The organism is Neobacillus niacini (assembly GCF_023715785.1).
Taxonomy (GTDB): Bacteria; Bacillota; Bacilli; order Bacillales; family Cytobacillaceae; genus Neobacillus; species Neobacillus niacini_E.
In genome coordinates this window covers 32,302-51,526 of sequence record NZ_JAMBOX010000020.1, presented here as the reverse complement: position 1 = coordinate 51,526, position 19,225 = coordinate 32,302, and the positions used below count along the sequence as shown (strand labels likewise).

Annotated in this window: 8 protein-coding genes; 7 read left to right on the top strand and 1 reads right to left on the bottom strand. The window is 32.7% G+C overall.

Annotation, left to right across the window (positions count from 1 at the left end):
- Positions 1–143 precede the first annotated feature (143 nt).
- The 5 genes from M3234_RS24955 to M3234_RS24935 all read left to right on the top strand — a co-directional run bounded on the left by M3234_RS24955 (position 144) and on the right by M3234_RS24935 (position 9,401).
- Positions 144–3,377: a helicase-related protein gene (locus M3234_RS24955; protein ID WP_262307293.1), complete on the top strand. Its 3,234-nt coding sequence runs from the start codon at positions 144–146 to the stop codon at positions 3,375–3,377.
- A complete protein-coding gene (locus tag M3234_RS24950) occupies positions 3,371–3,997 on the top strand; it encodes a DUF4391 domain-containing protein (protein ID WP_262307292.1) in 627 nt (208 codons plus the stop codon). Before M3234_RS24955 ends, M3234_RS24950 begins: the two co-directional genes overlap by 7 nt.
- A gap of 2 nt (positions 3,998–3,999) precedes the next feature.
- Entirely contained in the window at positions 4,000–5,937 is a 1,938-nt protein-coding gene (locus M3234_RS24945) for a site-specific DNA-methyltransferase (protein ID WP_262307291.1), read from the top strand.
- A gap of 13 nt (positions 5,938–5,950) precedes the next feature.
- Positions 5,951–9,049, top strand: coding sequence for a type III restriction-modification system endonuclease (locus M3234_RS24940; RefSeq protein ID WP_262307290.1), 3,099 nt, complete (start codon positions 5,951–5,953; stop codon positions 9,047–9,049).
- A gap of 121 nt (positions 9,050–9,170) precedes the next feature.
- Positions 9,171–9,401 carry a YdbC family protein gene (locus tag M3234_RS24935; RefSeq protein ID WP_262307289.1) on the top strand — a complete coding sequence of 77 codons (231 nt, stop codon included), beginning with the start codon at positions 9,171–9,173 and terminating at the stop codon, positions 9,399–9,401.
- 126 nt (positions 9,402–9,527) lie between these two features.
- Here the strand turns inward: M3234_RS24935 and M3234_RS24930 are convergent, their stop codons facing one another.
- Entirely contained in the window at positions 9,528–14,444 is a 4,917-nt protein-coding gene (locus tag M3234_RS24930; protein WP_262307288.1) for an AAA domain-containing protein, read from the bottom strand.
- A 319-nt stretch (positions 14,445–14,763) separates the two neighbouring features.
- Between M3234_RS24930 and M3234_RS24925 the strand changes: the two genes are divergently transcribed.
- Positions 14,764–17,004, top strand: a complete 2,241-nt coding sequence (locus tag M3234_RS24925) for an McrB family protein (protein ID WP_262307287.1) — start codon at positions 14,764–14,766, stop codon at positions 17,002–17,004.
- Positions 17,005–17,016: 12 nt separating this feature from the next.
- A complete protein-coding gene (locus tag M3234_RS24920; RefSeq protein ID WP_262307286.1) occupies positions 17,017–19,074 on the top strand; it encodes a nuclease domain-containing protein in 2,058 nt (685 codons plus the stop codon).
- Positions 19,075–19,225: the final 151 nt, after the last annotated feature.

Sequence of the window (19,225 nt, the reverse complement as noted above, 5' to 3'; positions counted from 1 at the left end):
TAGGTTTATACAAATAATAGAACATTCATCTATAATTTTTTGTCGTTATATATGCTAATAGATTTCCTATAAACTGGATAAAGTTCACTTGATATTTGTTATAATGGTGGTAACTATTTATCCGGATAAAGGAGGACTTGATTATGGAGATTTTTAACAACACTACAAAAATTGTTAAAGATGATCTTGTCAAAGAGATTACTCCTGGGAGTCGTATTTCTATCGCAGCAGCTTATTTTTCTATATATGCTTATCAAGAATTAAAAACACAATTAAAAGATATAGATTCTTTGGAATTTATCTTTACTTCTCCTACTTTTGTTACTGAAAAATTCCCAAAAGAGCGCCGGGAGTTTTACATACCAAGATTAAAGAGAGAAACAAGTATATATGGTACCGAGTTTGAAGTTAAATTAAGAAATGAATTAACGCAAAAGTCTATTGCTCGTGAATGCGCAGAATGGATTCAAAAAAAGGTTACCTTTAAAAGCAATTCTACACAGGATAGTATGGGTGGGTTTCTTAATGTCCAATCTGATGAAAAGCAAATTACCTATATGCCTTTAAATGGATTTACAACAGTAGATATAGGTTGTGAACGAGGGAACAATGTTTATAATATGATAAATAAATTTAGTGCTCCTTTTAGTAACGAATACATTCGACTGTTTAATGACGTTTGGCATGACAAAGGCCGTCTTCAAGATGTCACTGAACAAGTAATAGAGATCATTTCTACTGTCTACCAAGAAAATTCGCCTGAGTTAATATATTTTATGACTCTATATAACATTTTTAATGAGTTTTTAGAAGACATAACAGAGGATGTATTACCAAACGAAGCTACTGGGTTTAAAGAGAGTATTGTATGGAAAAAACTATACAATTTTCAGAAGGATGCTGCACTAGCAATTATAAATAAATTAGAACAATATAATGGGTGTATCCTAGCGGATAGCGTTGGTCTTGGTAAAACTTTCACCTCTTTAGCAGTCATAAAATATTATGAAAATCGTAATAAAAACGTCCTTGTACTTTGTCCAAAGAAGCTAAAAGATAACTGGATTACATACAGAGGAAATCTAATTAACAATCCTCTTTCTAAAGACCGTTTGAGATATGATGTTCTTTTTCACACAGACTTGTCACGAGAAAAAGGTGAATCCGTGATTGGACTGCCTCTGGATCGCATAAACTGGGGAAATTATGATTTAGTAGTAATTGATGAATCTCATAATTTTCGTAATGGTGGTGCTACATCTGGGGAATATGGAGAAAAAGAAAACCGATATTTAAGGTTACTTAATAAAGTGATTAAACCAGGTGTGAAAACAAAAGTTTTAATGTTATCGGCAACTCCTGTAAACAACCGATTTTTTGACTTGCGTAATCAATTGGCCCTTGCATATGAAGGTCATTCGGACTTAATCAATGAAAAGCTTGATACTAAAACAGATATTGATACAATTTTTAGACAAGCGCAGAAGATATATAACTCATGGAGTAAACAACCACCTGAAACACGGACAACAAACTCATTGCTGAAACAGTTAGATTTTGATTTTTTTGAAGTGCTTGATAGTGTCACAATTGCCAGATCAAGGAAACACATTCAACGTTACTATGATACTTCAGAAATCGGTAGTTTCCCAAACCGCAATGAACCTATTTCTAAACGTCCGAAGTTAACTACTTTAAATAATGCCATTAACTATGAACAGATATATGACCAACTTTCTCAGTTAAACCTTTCTTTATATACGCCAACAAATTATATTCTGCCAAGTAGATTAAGTAATTATATTGATTTGGATTCGGAAGATAGCAACCGCCTATCTCAAAGTGGACGTGAAGAAGGAATTCGACGTTTAATGAGTATCAATTTGTTAAAGCGGATGGAAAGTTCGGTGCATTCCTTTAAATTAACAGTAAAGCGTATATATAATCAAATAACAGAGACATTGAATGTAATAAAGGAATTTCGTTCTAACATGGATATTAATGTCAGAGATTATAGCGACTACGATGAGTTCGATCTAGATGACCAGAATATAGATTTATTTACAGTCGGGAAGAAATATAGAATTGATATAAACGATATGGATTATTTATCCTGGCAACAGGATCTTATTGCTGATAAAGAAATTCTAGAGTTATTGATTCTAATGGTTGAGGATATTACTCCAGAATATGATTGTAAGCTGAATGAACTTTTAGACGTTATTGGTCGTAAGATTAGTAATCCTATAAATAAGGGTAACAAAAAGGTTATTGTTTTTACGGCGTTTTCTGATACAGCCGAATATTTATTTGAAAATGTAAGTGGTTATGCAAAGAAAAAATTCGGCCTAAATAGTGCATTAATTACAGGCTCCATTGAGGGTAAAACTACTATTACTAAGTTTCCTAATGATATGAATACTATTCTAACTTGTTTTTCACCTGTTTCAAAAGACAAAGCGCTAGTAATGCCAAATGATCAAAATGATATAGACATTTTAATCGCGACAGATTGTATTTCAGAAGGCCAGAATTTACAGGATTGTGATTATTGTATAAATTATGACATACATTGGAACCCTGTTCGAATTATCCAACGTTTTGGGCGTATAGATCGTATCGGAAGTAGAAACTCCGTAATACAGTTAGTCAACTTTTGGCCAGATATAACACTAGATGACTATATTAATTTAAAAAGTCGAGTAGAATCTAGGATGCGTATCTCTGTTATGACATCAACAGGTGATGACGATTATATCAATCAGGATGAAAATGGAGACTTAATTTATAGAAGAAAACAACTAGAAAAACTTCAAAATGAAGTAGTTGATCTTGAAGAGATGACAACCGGTATCTCAATTATGGATCTTGGCTTAAATGAGTTTCGTATGGATTTACTTGCGTTTATTAAAGAAAATCCGAACCTAGACAGAACTCCACTTGGAATTCATGCGGTTGTCACAGGTGAAACGCCAGGAGTTATCTTTGTATTAAAAAACACAAATAAGATAGGGGACGGAGAAAGTCATAATCGTCTTCATCCATTCTATATAGTGTATATCTCGGAAGATGGTGAGGTTGTTACCAATCATCTTGAACCAAAAGCAATTTTGGATCTAATGAGATATTTAACTCGCGACAAAAAGGAACCTGATATGAAAGCTTGCCATGTATTTAACAAAGAAACTAATGATGGCAAGAATATGAAAAGTATATCGTATTTATTACATGCAGCAATTGGATCCATAATAAGTGTTAAGGAAGAAAGCGATTTAGACAGTTTTTTTGGAACGGGCCAAACTACTTTCTTAACTGATACAATTTCTGGTCTTGATGATTTTGAGCTTATTTGTTTTATGGTGGTGTTAAAATGTTAACATTCCCAAAAAAAGCCGAGGTTGGGCGTATTATGCCGAAGGAAGCTTTTTACAAACACCTTACACTAAAAAACGACATGCGGGAGAAATTCGTTTCTGATATAAAACGAATCATGTTAGAGTATAAATTAGCTCCTGATACGTTAAACCTTGAAAAAGGTGAAGAGGTAGTTGAAATCTTAGTGCTTTCACTCGAACTCAAGAAGAAGGAGTTTGATTATCGAATAGTTGAGAATATAGCAAGACAGAATGCTCATAAGCTTATTTTTGTATTAAAATATCAGGAGCAGGTTCAGTTATCAATTTATTATAAGAAAATATATAAAACGGAATGGATTCCGGAACAAGATATTTCACTAGATGTAAATGGTCTTAATCTAGACTCAGTTTGGAATGGAATTGTTGAACAAATCGCCATTAAAGAGGATATAAAAATTCCTCAGGATAATATCAAAATATCTGAAAGATTAGAGCGACAAGAGAAAATTTTAAAATTACAGAAAGAAGTAGAGAAGTTAGAGAAAGCCTCGCGTAATGAAAGACAGCCAAAAAAGCGATTTGAACTCTACTCTAAAATGCAAGAATTAAAAAGGAAGTTAGTTGAGGAAAAAGGAGATTGAAGATGGAAAAACTTAAAATGCATTCAATAAATAAAGTTGATGTGAACATAAAAAAAATAGCTGAACTATTCCCAAACACATTGACTGAAGTTATTAAAGAATATCGAGAAGATGGTTCCCCTATAATTGAGTATGCAATTGATTTTGATATGTTGAAACAAGAATTATCCGACGTATTAGTAGAAGGTTCAGATGAACGATATCAATTCACATGGCCTGATAAGAAAATGTCTGTTTTATTAGCAAATGCGCCCATTGCTAAAACTTTAAGACCTTATCGTGAAGAAAGTGTTGATTTTGATAATACTGAAAACCTATATATAGAGGGTGATAATTTAGATGTACTAAAATTATTGCAGGAAACTTACCTAGGAAAAGTGAAAATGATCTACATCGACCCTCCGTACAACACTGGTAATGATTATATATACCAGGACGATTTTTCACAAAACAAGTCAGACTATCTCGGTAGTAGCGGGCAATTCGATGAGTATGGTAATCGCCTTGTTCAAAATACCGAAAGTAATGGCAGGTTTCATACAGATTGGCTAAACATGATTTATCCTCGATTGAAATTAGGAAAGGATTTACTTACTGATGATGGTGTAATTTTTATTAGTATAGATGATAGTGAGATAGAAAATCTAAGAAAGGTTTGTAATGAGATATTTGGACACCATAACTTTGTAGCTGAGCTTGTTTGGCAAAGTAAAAAAGGTGGAGGGAATGACTCTAATTACATTGCTGTGGAACATGAATATATTGTTGTTTATGCGAGAAACAAGAATTCCTTAAAAGATTTTTACGAGATGTATTCAGAAGAATATTTAAAGAGGTATAAAGATGAGGATGAGATAAGTAAATTCTATTGGGATACATTTAAGCGAAAGTCAGGAAAGCAGTATTACCCTATTACTTGTCCTGATGGAACTGTTTTACAGTATGATGATGATGGTAATCAGATAAGTTGGTTACGATCTGAAAAAAGATTTCTCAGTGATCTTGAAATTGGTGATATTCGGTTCGTTAAGACTGATAAGAGCTGGTCAGTTCAGTTTAAACAAAGGTTACCCAAAGGAAAAAAACCACGTAGTATCTTTACAACTGAAACAGTAATTGATGATAAAGGTACAACTAGCGAGGGTAGTGATGATGTATACAATCTTTTTAAAAAAGACGTTTTTTCGAATCCAAAACCTGTTTCTTTAATTAAATTCTTGATTGGATTTGGCCTGCAATCGGGAGAATATATCTTGGACTTTTTTAGTGGTTCAGGAACAATTGCTCAAGCTGTTATGGAATGTAATCTTGAAGATAATGGTAACAGACATTTTATTGCTGTTCAAATACAGGAAGACCTCGACAAAATGTTAGAGAAGACACCTGCAAATAAAAAATTAATTATTGAAAATGCAATTTCTGTTTTAGATAGCCTGGATAAAAAACATTACATCACAGAACTTGCAAAGGAACGTATAATGAGAGCTGGAAAAAATATTAAAGAAGGTAGCGAAGATAGAGTACAAGACTTAGATTTAGGGTTTAGGGTATTGAAACTGGATTCTACTAACATGCAAGATGTTTATTATACACCTTCTGAATTTAGACAGGGAGACCTTTTCACGCTTGAAGAAAATATTAAACCGGATCGAACTCCAGAGGATTTACTTTTCCAAGTAATGTTAGATCTTGGTGTTCTTCTTTCGAGCCAAATTGAGGAAACATCTATTAAAGATAAAAAAGTTTTTGATGTTGCAAATGGATACTTATTGGCTTGTTTTGATACAGATATTACAAGTGAGGTTATATCTGAGATTGCAAAAAAACAACCATACTATGCTGCTTTCCGTGACAGTAGTATGGCTAATGATAGTGTAGCTACAAACTTCGAGCAGATCTTTGAAACCTATAGCCCGACCACTATAAGAAAGGTCTTATAGAGGAGGGGTTATTGTGAAAATTAAATTTAAAGTACAACAATATCAAACAGATGCTGTAAAAAGTGTGGTAGATATTTTTTCTGGACAACCTTATATTGACCGTATTAGGTACAGACGGGATGTCGGCATTAACCCAAAAAACCAACAATTATCAATGGATCTAGCTATTGAGCAAAATGATAATGATATTGCTGCTGGTTTTAAAAATGCTGATTTAGCTATTAATGATGAGAACTTACTATTAAATATTCGTAATATGCAGTCACGAAATAATATTAAGCTTTCAGAGAATCTTGTAAAGCATCTTGGTAAATGTAGTCTTGATGTAGAAATGGAGACGGGCACCGGTAAGACATATGTTTATATTAAGACTATTTTTGAGCTTCACAAGAAATATGGTTGGAGTAAATTTATCATAGTTGTTCCATCAGTTGCTATTAGGGAAGGTGTAAAGAAAACATTAGAAATAACACAAGATCATTTTATGGAGCACTATGGAAAAAAAGCGCGTTTCTTTGTTTATAATAGTAAAAACCTAACCGAGCTTGATAACTTCAGTTCTAATGCAGGTATTAATGTCATGATTATTAATATTCAGGCATTTAATACCACAATGAAAGAAGGCGGAAGAAGTAAAGAAGCACGCCGAATTTATGAGAAATTAGACGAGTTCGGAAGTCGTAGACCTATTGACGTAATACAAGCCAACCGACCAATCCTTATCTTAGACGAGCCCCAAAAGATGGGTGGAGAAAAGACACAAAAGGCACTTGCCAATTTTAAGCCATTATTTTGCTTGAACTATTCGGCTACTCATGCACATCAGCATAACCTAGTGTATGTATTAGATGCAGTAGATGCTTATAATAAGAGGCTAGTAAAAAAAATAGAAGTGAAAGGTTTTGAAGTAAAAAATTTAAGAGGGACAGATAAGTATTTGTATCTTGAAAATATTATTATCTCCCCTAAGAAGCCCCCTATGGCAAGGATTGATTTCGAAATAAGATATCAAAAATCTATAAATCGTGAAACTCGAATCTTGAGTGTAGATGATAACCTATATTCAATTTCAAATAATATGGAGCAATACAGAGGGTTTCATATAAGTGATATTGATCCTATTAAGGGTACTGTAACATTTACAAACGGTGAAGTTTTATCCCGTGGTGAAGTTGTAGGGGATGTATCAGAGTCTGATATGCGAAGAATTCAAATTCGTGAGACTATAATCTCCCATTTTGAAAAGGAAAAGCAATTGTTTGAACTAGGTATAAAGACTCTTTCGTTATTCTTTATTGATGAAGTTGCAAAATACCGTAAATATAATGATGATGGAGATGAAATTAACTCTGAATATGGCGAAATGTTTGAACAAGAGTATATAAACATTCTAAATGATTATGTAACTCTAGAAGACACACCTTATGTGAAATACTTACAAAGTATTGAACCAAGTAAGACGCATACAGGGTATTTTAGTATTGATAAAAATGGGCGCAAGGTAGATAGTACTACAAGCAGAGGTACTGATGAAAGTGATGATATTTCAGCATATGATTTAATACTTAAAAATAAAGAAAGGCTTCTTTCCTTTAAAGAACCTGTTCGTTTTATATTTTCTCACTCTGCATTGCGTGAAGGCTGGGATAACCCTAATGTTTTCCAAATCTGTACATTAAAGCACGGCGGAATAAGTCCAACACAAAAGCGACAGGAAGTTGGAAGAGGATTGCGCCTAAGTGTAAATCAACATGGGGAAAGAATGGATGTTGAACGATGTGGAAGTTCAGTACACGATATAAACATGTTAACTGTAATTGCAAGTGAAGGATATAAGGACTTTGTTTCTGATCTTCAAGTTGGCATTAAGGAAGCATTATATGATCGCCCAACCAAAGCTACACAGGAATACTTTACTGGTAAAACGATAATAGTTGAAGGACAACCAGTAGTATTAGATGTAACAAAAGCTAAGTCTATTTATCGATATCTTATTAAAAATGACTATATTGATGATCATGATAATGTAACGGAGTCTTATCGTTTGGATTTAGAAAATCATTGTTTAGCACCTCTTCCAGTAGAGTTGCAATCAATGGTTGAAGGTGTGCACACCCTTATTCAGAGTGTATTCGATGAGAGTGTGCTTGATGAAATGATTGATGATGCTAATCAGACAAAAATTACAGATAATCCTTTAAACGATAATTTCTATAAGAAAGAGTTTCAAGCTTTATGGAATTATATAAACCGTCAATATGCATATACGGTTGAATTTGATAGCGAAGAGCTTATTAAAAAGTCAATTCAACATCTTAATGAAAAGTTACGTGTTACACAGCTCAAATATACTGTCACAAGCGGGAACCAAATTATAGATCTTGATGAACACTCCATCACTCGCAAAGATAGTTTCGTGGAGGAAAATACCAGAACTGAAACGTTAAAGTATGCTGCAACGAGTAAAATTAAATATGACCTGGTTGGGAAAATTGCAGAAGGCACAACACTGACAAGAAGAACAATTGTGGCAATTTTATCCGGAATCGAAAGTTATATATTTGGCATGTTTAAACTTAACCCGGAAGAATTCATTACAAAAGCAATTCGATTGATTAAGGAACAAAAGGCAACCGTAATAGTTGAGCATATCACATATGACCAAATTGCGAAGCAATATGACAAAGATATCTTTACGGCTGGAAAAGGTGCAATAGAAATTAAAAAAGCATTCCATGCAAGCAAACACGTTCAAGACTATGTGGTTACGGATGGGTTAGCTGCAAGGAGTGTAGAAAGACGATTTGCAGAAGATATGGAAAGAGCAAACGAGGTTTGTGTATATGCTAAGTTACCTAGAGGATTTTCAATTCCTACACCGGTGGGTAATTACTCGCCGGACTGGGCAATTGCGTTTAATGAGGGTACAGTTAAACATATCTTCTTTATTGCAGAAACAAAAGGGTCTATGGAAAGCATGGACATACGGCCAATTGAGAAGGCTAAAATAGCATGTGCAAAGAAGCTTTTCAATGAAATTTCTACGAGTAACGTAAAGTATCACGAGGTGGATAGTTACCAAACCATGCTTGATATTATAAGCGGATTATAATTGCTTCACATAGATAATTTCTAATAGCAGTTAAGGGCTTATAGTTGATTGAAATAATTTTAGCGCAACACGATTTGGAATTAAGGACTTCCATTCAATTTAATCGAGGGTGAAAATAGTTATGGCGGATATAAAGTTTGAAATTATTGAAAAAGTTGCGGTCTTGTCAGAATCTGCAAAAGGATGGACGAAAGAATTAAATCTAATCAGTTGGAATGGAAGAGAACCGAAATATGACATACGTGATTGGTCACCAGAATATGAAAAAATGGGGAAGGGAATAACCCTTTCTAATGAAGAAGTAAAAAATCTAAAAAACGCCTTAGATAAATTAACCGATTTGGGTAAATAAGGATTATAGTATTCCTGCAATAAGCTTTCTATTTTATGTTTCGGTAGTATAGGTAGTATATATTTAAGAACGGCTGGGCATGTTTATAACAATCGCTCAGCCGCATTATTATTTGGATTTTATCCATTATTTTGTAAACCACGCAGGTCTCTTTTTTGTTGAGCGACTACCATTTTCAGTAAATGAAAAGTATATTTTTTTCTTCTTTAATTCTTTAATTACTGGAGCTAGTTCTTTGCCCCCCACTAACCAGAGTGAACCGCCATTGTCTCTTTTATCGATCACTTCATACCCCTTATTTACTAAAAAATCCTTTAAATTAAATTGCTGCTCTCTTAATAAGTCGTCCGTTGAAATATCAGTATCACGTTTTAATGGGTCATCACCATCATCAAATATAGATAACTGTTGATTGAGGCCGTTTAATTCATCGGAAAATAATCCAAATTGTTTACCTGGCAAATCAACATCTTTCTCGGAAGATTGCTTTTTATTAACGGTACTATTATAAATGTGTGGTATTTTGATTTCATTTATAATATTTTCTGCAGTTTTCTCCGCCTGCTCTTCCTTAGCGGTAATAATGCTATTAGAAATAGAGACACCTTGATTTGTAATTAAAGTGCCACTAGCAGGTTCACTAATATTTTTACTAAATGCGGGTTTTATATTGTAATATTCAAGTGTATCCCAGAGCGAATTAAGGGCTTTTTCAGGATCGTAATAGTATTCACTTCCTCGAACCCTCCAGAACTTCCAACCGCATCGTTCAAGTATTCTTTGGCGGTTCATATCATAGTCATATCTATCAGGACCGTGCCATTGATCTCCATCACATTCAACAGCAATACGCCCTTTTTCACCTTCCACCACTAGATCTATACGATATCCTGCTACCTTATGCTGTGGAATGACTTTATAACCTTTTGAAGATATTTGATCAAAAACTGCACGTTCAAAGTCATTTTCACAAAGCTCGCGATTAGGTTCCAATATTTCTTTAAGTGGATTTTGACAGTAGGTTATCAGTTGATACCTTAAACACTCTTTATTTCTAAAGTCATTCGTGGTTGGAGTATGGAATAACCATATCTGATCTTTTGCTCTACTAACAGCAACATTAAATCTTCGTTTATCTTTCTCAGTATTAATAGCTCTCATTCCTGTTTCACCAGGTGCAGCTACTAAACTTAAAAAGATAATATCACGTTCATCCCCTTGAAAGTCATATGCATCACCACAAATAATATTTCTCTTTTCGATTTCTTCAGTACCAATTTCTTGAATAAGCAAATGTTCAATTAATTGAGCTTGACCTTTATTTTGTAAGCTTATTATACCAATGGATTTGTTTTTATATTTTGGATTTTGTATACAAGTTCTAATCTCTTTTACAATTGCTTCGGCTTCAGGTTTATTCAGCACTTTTTGACCTGATCCTTCTCGATAACCGGTAGGTATGTGTTTACTAATGATTGGTTCCATTCTGTTAGGTGGATATTGCCTTAACGGTATTAAAGGTGTATGAGAATAACTTATCATATTAGAGAACTGAATTATTTCAGGCATACATCTAAAATGTTCTCGTAGCGTTATTCGTCCACCGAATAAAACATTTGTTAAATCGAAAAAAGAACTTTCAATATCAAGTAAATCACCTAATCTAAAATCATATAAAAATTGCTTTCTTAAGAAATTGACATCTTCTTTTTTTATTCCTACATATTCAGGACTGATTTGTTTGTCATCTCCGACAACGATTAGCTTTTTAGCAAGATACTGAAGGATAATTGCTTCAGGGCCGGACTGGCTTGCTTCATCGATAATTACAATATCAAATAAGTTCGGTTTCATCTCAAAGGTTTCAAATATGCTGTATAACGGCATAATCCATACAGGAATAGCATCACGACAATGAGACATGTGAAACTTTGCATCTCTAAGGTAAATGGGTGCATTTGTACCTGTTCCTTTTCCGACTTTTCGCATTGCTGTTTTCCAGGCTAGTAGATGCTGTCTTTGGCTCTCAGTCATAGATGAAAGGGTAGAATACCATGCTTTTTCAGAACATAATTTAGAAATGATTTCTTTAGTTGTGTCATTTACTCTCCTTAGTTCACTGGAGAGTTCTTTGGCATTTTTATTTGAAAATTCAAGATACCAAGTATTAGCTTTTGCCCATGAAAATGCTGCTTCAAACTCCTCGAACTTTTTAGACCACAGATCGTAATCAAAGTTATCTAATAACTGATAATATAGCTGTGGCATTGTTGTTTTAATTCTTTGCATTAATTCATCACAGTGGTTGTTTTTACTGGTTAATAAGTCTAACTCTTTTATCTTTTCGACCAACACACTATATTCTTTATTATTACGATTATTGATGGCTGCAATCAATTCAGAGACAATTGGATGAGAGGAAATCCCTTCTACAAAGGAATTAATATTCTGAATTAATGATGAAAACCTATTTCTAACATAAATAATCTCATTCTGATAATTTATTAGCTTTAATTGATTAACAATCTTAAATAACTGACTCGAAGAAAAATCGTCTTCACTTAAAAGTGACATATTTTGGAACCTTTGTTCCGATTCTTTAATGAGCGATCTAATCTCAAATAACACGTTAAAATATGCAAAGAGATTAGACATTTCGGCAACCTTTAAACTACGAGAAGAACGGGTCTCCAATGAAATATCAAGATGACTAGAAATTAGCTTTTCAATTTTATTGATTGCTATATCACTAGATAAAGCTTCTTCTAATAACTTTATGGATTCTAATTTATCACATTTCTGTCCACCAACTCGTACATCATGAACAATATACCAACCGGTTTTTACTGGTTTTGGTCGCAGTAATGGGAACCCTAATCCCTTTCCACTTTCAAAGTGTTTTCTTAATTCCACCACTTCAGCATGTAACTGTGTTAGTGGTAAATTAGGTAACCCACTTATTTCGGTTAAATTATGTTTATTGGCTAGATCTTTAATTGAGTTTATCGTATTTTCAAACTGGGAGTAAAATTCTTCCCAGGTACTAAACTTTTTAGATACTAAATCCTTAAGGGCACGATTTAACCATGATATATCTTTGTTTTCAATGTCTGACACTAAGGTAAAAAGCTCATGAATAAATTGCTCAAAAAAGTGTCTGTCAGATTCGGACAAATCTTTATATTTTTGTAATTGGGGAGATTCCTCCCCTTTAAGCCCTTCAATTTCTTTTAATAATTCATTTTCTTTTTGAGTAAGTCCTTTAAATTCTTCGATGCTTAAAAGAACATCAACGGATGGGAATGGATGTTGTATTTGTTCTATAACGTCTTCATTTAATTCGCTTAATAGTTGTAATAAAATTAAGGTTTCATTTTTTGATAAAGGAGCTTCTACATCCAGCGAGATCCTATCATTAAGCCATTTATACTTGTTTCGGTTTTTATTTAGTTTTTCAGCAATTTTTAACGCAGTTCCTGAGTATTGACCAGTAAGCTGATGTACAAATGTTTCATTTTCTCTGATTGCCCTTAAATTTAGATTTAATTCAGCTGCTTTTTCTTTTAATGTTCTGAGTTTGTCCGATAATAAGTTAATGTTAGCTTTTGTTGAATCAGGATCCCATGAATCTCTATTATTAGAGATACTATAAACTACACTTTCTAAATCTTTAAAAGAAGTTGAATCTCCACCTAATAAACTTACACATAGAGCTTGTAACTCTTCTGGTATTTTATCTTTCAAAACTTTAAGAGCTTGTGGTGTTTGACTCGTAATGAGAACCCTTTTACCAGTTGCTAGTAAATGAGAAGTCAAGTTTGCAATAGTATGAGTCTTTCCAGTTCCAGGGGGACCTTGAACAATAACACCGTTTCTCGTTTGAAGGCTTTCAATTATTTTTATCTGCTCATCATTTGCCTCTAGAGGAAAATAAGTTTGCAAATCTTCCAATTTAATTTTTTGTTCCCCGTGATTATCTTTTGACTGTAAGTCATCAGTCTGGTTAAAGATCCTTAATATTCCTTGTGGAGGAGAGATGCTATCACTCTCTATATCACTTGTAATTGAAGAGCAAGCCTGTTGAAATCCTTTTTCACTTCTTTTTCGCAAAATTAAAGCAGGGCTATAATAAACGTTTGGTTTCTCTTGAACGTTTCTAATTTCATTAAATTCTTCAGGAAAGTAATTACCATTGGCAGACAACGATTGTACATAAGATCTTAATATAGAGTCCTGTGCTTCCTTATTCCATAAATTTTCTTTTAAGTTCTCTAAGGCATCTTCAACCGGTTTCAATGTATTAGCATCCAATCGATCTGTTAATTCAAGCATATCTTGCTCTAACTCAAAATTCATACTATCTGGAGAAGCAACAACAGATAATACACCAATGTCTGAGTCAAAGGTAAATGAACATGGAATAGTTAATAAATGCCGATGTACTAATTGCCCATTTGGAGTTCTCCAATTAAATAGTCCAAGAGAAACGTTAAGCTCGAATTGTTCTCCGGAAGTCTTTTGTTTACGATAAATAGTAAAGAGTTGGGAGTATATTTTTTGTATTTCTACAGACCTAATATATTCATCTCTCCAAGGAATCCATAAATTAGTCAGATATGAGTCAAATTCTTTAATGATCTTTGGCTGCTCTTTTAGATATAAGTACTTTGAAATTTGATCTTCATCGGTACCTTCGATGGCTTCGTTACTTCCACTATGTAGTGTGTATATAATCTTGTCTTTTAATTTTGGAGTTTGTGTAATATCTTCAAGGCTTGTTGATTCTTCTAGCCATTTCTCTATTTCAAAAGAAAGTTCAGGTACAGATGGAAAATCCGGTTTTTTAACTTGAAGCCACAAATCTCCTTTGACTTCTTCATGAAGAGGAGAAACACATTCGGGTTCATCAGGTATTTTATTAATCCAAAAAACGTTGGTGTACTGGTTTAAATCTTGAACTAAGGGTGTTCTTAACAAAGAAAGTTCTTTTAAGTAGTTAAAAAGTCTTATAGAGCGGTCTTTATCTAAATCAAAGGAGCTCACAGAATCAGTCCTTTCTTACTATATGTATACAGGTTTACAAAAAATGTATGTTCCAACTTCTATTATATACTTTTAACTTATAAATTAAATTAGCAAAAATGCAGGAACACATAAACTTATCAAGGGAATAACATCATTCATTCGAATAACTATTCACTTTCAAAAAATTCCAGTATTTTCATATTTATTACCAACTTTAAAACTGAAAACATTATCCTAACATGATAAAATAGGTTTATAGTACTAATTTTTCCATTTCTTGTTTCCTGATAAAAAGTACTTGCAAAAGAATTAGTGATAACTTGTTGGGGGAAGTTTTATGGTAGAAACAATTGTTCATTTAAATGATGATGAAGAGTTATTAAGTTACTTTGGCTCTTTTAAGGGTATTCAAGATTTTTTACTAAATGAAGAAATATATAATGTTAAAGTTGATGCCATTGAAAAACTTATATCCTTTATTAAAGAGGGGACTAAGAAGCGCAGAAAGCAAAACTTCAAAGCATATTTTTCAGCAATAGATATTAATGAGGCTAAAGGGTTGGCAAGTATCCTTGAAGAATTAAAAGCAGCAGTTGAAAGTGAGCAAATTGAGCCTATTAAAAAAGTGAAAGATGGTCTAATTTCTCAAGGCATGCTTGTTTTTAATAAAAAATATCTGGATATTTTCCCTGAAAAAAGTTCAGATAACTATATAGAAGTTACTCAAAAAAATAGCGAAATTGAGGATCCAAATAATCTTGATAAATATTTTTACTGGTTAAACTATGATGTTAATGATTTAAGAAATGAATTGTTAGAAGCCTATCAAAATAAATCTTTAAATAGTAAATTGGTTAGAAAATTTGTAGGGGAGTTTAAAAAATTCCTTAATGGAAGATTATTATTGAAGGTAATTAGCTTAGATGCTAGACAGATCGTAGGAGTGCCTATTCTATTGAAAATGAGTGGGTATGATATATTACCTCATCCGTTTTTAGACAATGAGTGGGAGTTGTCACGTCCGGTTGAAACGTTAAGTAATCAAAACCGAATAAACGTGGGGGATATAGTAGCAGCTAATTTCACAGCAAGTCGAAATGAGCATTTTATTTCCTCTTTATTATTTGTTGATTTTGATGGAGCAGAGGTTATTCCTCAAACATTACAACAAGCACTATCAGAATATGTAGACAGCGATTATATCGAAGAGGCCTATAAGGTATTTGAAATAAAGAATAATGAAGATGAAGAAATTAAATCATTTTTATTAAAAAAATTATTACAAACAAGTGAAAATGTAAGAAATCTTTTGTCTGATGACCTTAAAAAACTAAACGAAAAAAGAAATGATATCGCAAAAGCGGGAGAAGATATATCGAAGGAAGAAATAAATCTAGAACAGAACCGTAAGATATGGCATAAAATTTTGAAAAGAATAGATGAATTAATCGAACTTGAAGAAGGGTATCAGCTTGATGAAGATGGATATGAAAAGGTAGAATACCAACCAGAGCAATTTATCTTTAATTTACAATCATTGTTTTATCATAATGATGAGCAGCATTTAATATATAAAACGGGAATTATTAAAAGTTTTGTCTATGCTTTACAGTCAAATATATTAACATTAATTGCGGGACCGTCTGGAACAGGAAAATCAAGTATTGTTCAAGCTTTTGGAAGGGCTGTTAAAAATGTAGAAGTTCGTATGATTCCTGTGCAATCTAGTTGGACCGACGCTCAAGATTTGCTTGGTTATTTTCATCCAACTGATAAAGCCTTCGTTCCTACGCCGTTTATGGAGGCAATGGCAGAGGCTGCTTTGGAGAAAAATAAATCGAAGCTGTTTCTAATTTGTTTGGATGAAATGAACTTAGCCCACATTGAATATTACTTCTCGGAAATATTAAGCGCAAGAGAAGAAAAAACACCTACTATCCGTCTATATCCGAAAAGATATTTGGAAATTGCAAAACATACCTTAATTAACGAAAATGCAAGTATTGAACAACAAAAAAATGCTGAGGAATTGATTAAACTGTATCCGCCTATATTTAAAATACCAGATAATGTCCGCTTTATTGGTACATTAAATATGGATCATACAGTTAAACCAATCAGTCCTAAAGTGATTGATAGAAGCTTTATTATTGAAATTGATCACTTAAAATCCCAAGAAAAAGAAGAAATAAAAAGCAACCTTCAGTTTATTGATGGAAAGATTGAAATGGATTATGAAACGTTTAAATTACCTATATTGGATGAAATAAAAGTAAATGATGCTGTTGAGAAAATTCAAGAAGTATCTCTGCTATTTGATGAATATCCTAACGCATCTTTAAATAGTCGTGGTTATAAGCATATTCGTCAGTTTTTAACTTTTGCTAAAAATGAACAAGAAAAAAATGAGTTAATTGACTATATCATTTTAGGGAAAATTCTCCCTAGAATTGAAATAAAAAAAACCGAGTTAGATAAAATCACCGATAACTTAATACAAATATTTACATCTTACTCACTTGCACATGAAAAACTCAAAGATATGTTAAATACTAAGCATATAGTAAAGTTTTGGTAGGTGATGGTTAAGTTGAAACTTTTTCATGTAATTAAGGAAAAAAATAGATTAGTAGTTCATGAAGAACTGCAGTTTAATGGTAAAGAATACTTCACATGTGAATATAACAAAATTAAGAAAAGAATGGCTCAGATTGGTGTATCAATTGATAATGCAAGCCGTGTTATTGTAAAACAATTTGAAAATGAAGTTGCACAATTAACCTTAGATCACGAATCTGGAATTTGGTATCACAATCAAAAACAATGGATTGAAGATAGTTTCAAGCAGACAACTGACAGTATTTTTGGAATTAACGCTGGCGGAAACTTTGAAGTAGTCGCTTATGATCAATTTAGTGACGAGTTTGCAAAAGCATCTGTTAATATTACTCCCGGAACAATGTCTATCGAAGAATACCAACAAATGCAGCAAGAAGTTCGAAGGCTCTTTGAACTATTTTCCTACGATCTAACAAAAATCGATTATCAAGAGGAAAATATTTTAAAAAGGATTCAATTGCCTTTTTATCCTCAACAACAATTTAAAAATCTATTTGATCAATTTTTAGATTGTTTTTATGAAATTACGAAAATGCCAGAACAAGAATTGATTCAAAGAGAAAAGAAAGTAAGTTTGTATCAAGTGAAAAAGTGGACACCTTCAGTAATTATTGAAAATGAAATTAAACAAAACGGAAAAGTCACAACTACCATTAATGAAAAAACAACGGAGATTAAAGAGCATCGGATGATCAGGTTTATGGTAGAGGAGTTTCAACAGAGAATTCATATGGAGTTGGCTGCAGAACAAAAATATTTGATGTCGTTGCAAGATGAACTGGATCAACTAGAAGATGTTGAAAAAAGAGAGATGTCTCCATTAGCTATAAATTTTCGGAATCTTATTGAAATTATTAAAGCTGACTCTGCGAAGTTGGCGAAAAGAATTGACAATTGGGGAAAAATGAGTAGAGAAATTGATGGGCTACTAGAACATCCAATCCTACAATGTGAACCACAATTAATTGAAGAAACACATTTGTTTCGTATGCATCCTTTTTATAGTGAAGTATTTTTGCTTTTTATAGAATATGAGAATTTATCTCCTGTTTTAACAGAATCGTTTCGGCTCTTTATTCAATCAATCTTAAAGTCACCAACACTTTATGAGATTTGGGTCTTACTAAAAATTATTGAGCAATTTAGTCAATGGGGTGTTAATCCCTACGAATTTATTCAGGATGTTCAAGAAAAGTATTTAGAACAAAAATCGATAAGCGGATATAAGAAACAGTTTAAATTAGAAAACAGACCGTTTGATATTGGGCTTTATTATGACTATACATTTGGTGAAAATGGTTATAGACCGGATTTTGTTATTGGTATTTTTGATTCTTCAAATAGAAAATGGTACATGCATACGTTAGATGCCAAGTATAAATGCTATAGCAAGATGAAAAAAGGTGAGCCCAAAATATTAAATGACTTAGAACATTCGGGAACTAGATATTTAAATGAGTTATTTATAAATGATAAAAGAGTATTGTTAAAATCCGGTACTTTAGTGCATACAGATGTTAGTTCTTTAAACTGGAATGTGAAGCATCAATCTGTAAATTCAAATCGAGTACAACATCAAATAGCACATTTCTATTTTACCCCTAATAATAATACAAATTTAGAAATTTTCTTAAAGAGAATGTTGCATGAATGTAGCAATTTTGAATTTTGTTGTCCGAAATGTGGAAAAAAATTAGATGGAACAAAGGAAGAAAAAGAGCCTTTTGGAAATAAATTAAGATGGAAAACAACATATATATGTGAAGAATGTAATGAAGTGTGGGTTGCTAATTTTTGTAGTTCATGTTCGTTTAACGACAGAGGTTTGAGAAATATCATAATACAAGGTAGAAGCTACAGATATCCAAGACCTCTTTTTAAATACCCAACCAATAATTTTAATTTACAAGTTGAGGATAACTGGGATGTACATTGCCCAACGTGCAATAAAACTGCTAACCATAGGATTAACTTCATTACTCAAGATAATATTTTTAAAGGAACAATCATATTAGGTAAAATTCCATAATTGTAAACTTTTGGAGTTTTGTATGATTGGCTACTTACAATGTTGAAAGCCATCGTAAAAATTAGGAAGAAGTCCCAATGAATTGAATGAAATCAGAATTATCCTATCAAGAAAGATGAGATTTAATAGAGGGCTACTTTTTAGACGAGAA

What these genes read in the sequence shown, in the direction of transcription:
- M3234_RS24955 (WP_262307293.1), top strand. Translation starts at nt 144, where the DNA reads ATGGAGATTTTTAACAACACTACAAAAATTGTTAAAGATGATCTTGTC.
- M3234_RS24950 (WP_262307292.1), top strand. Translation starts at nt 3,371, where the DNA reads ATGTTAACATTCCCAAAAAAAGCCGAGGTTGGGCGTATTATGCCGAAG.
- M3234_RS24945 (WP_262307291.1), top strand. Translation starts at nt 4,000, where the DNA reads ATGGAAAAACTTAAAATGCATTCAATAAATAAAGTTGATGTGAACATA.
- M3234_RS24935 (WP_262307289.1), top strand. Translation starts at nt 9,171, where the DNA reads ATGGCGGATATAAAGTTTGAAATTATTGAAAAAGTTGCGGTCTTGTCA.
- M3234_RS24925 (WP_262307287.1), top strand. Translation starts at nt 14,764, where the DNA reads ATGGTAGAAACAATTGTTCATTTAAATGATGATGAAGAGTTATTAAGT.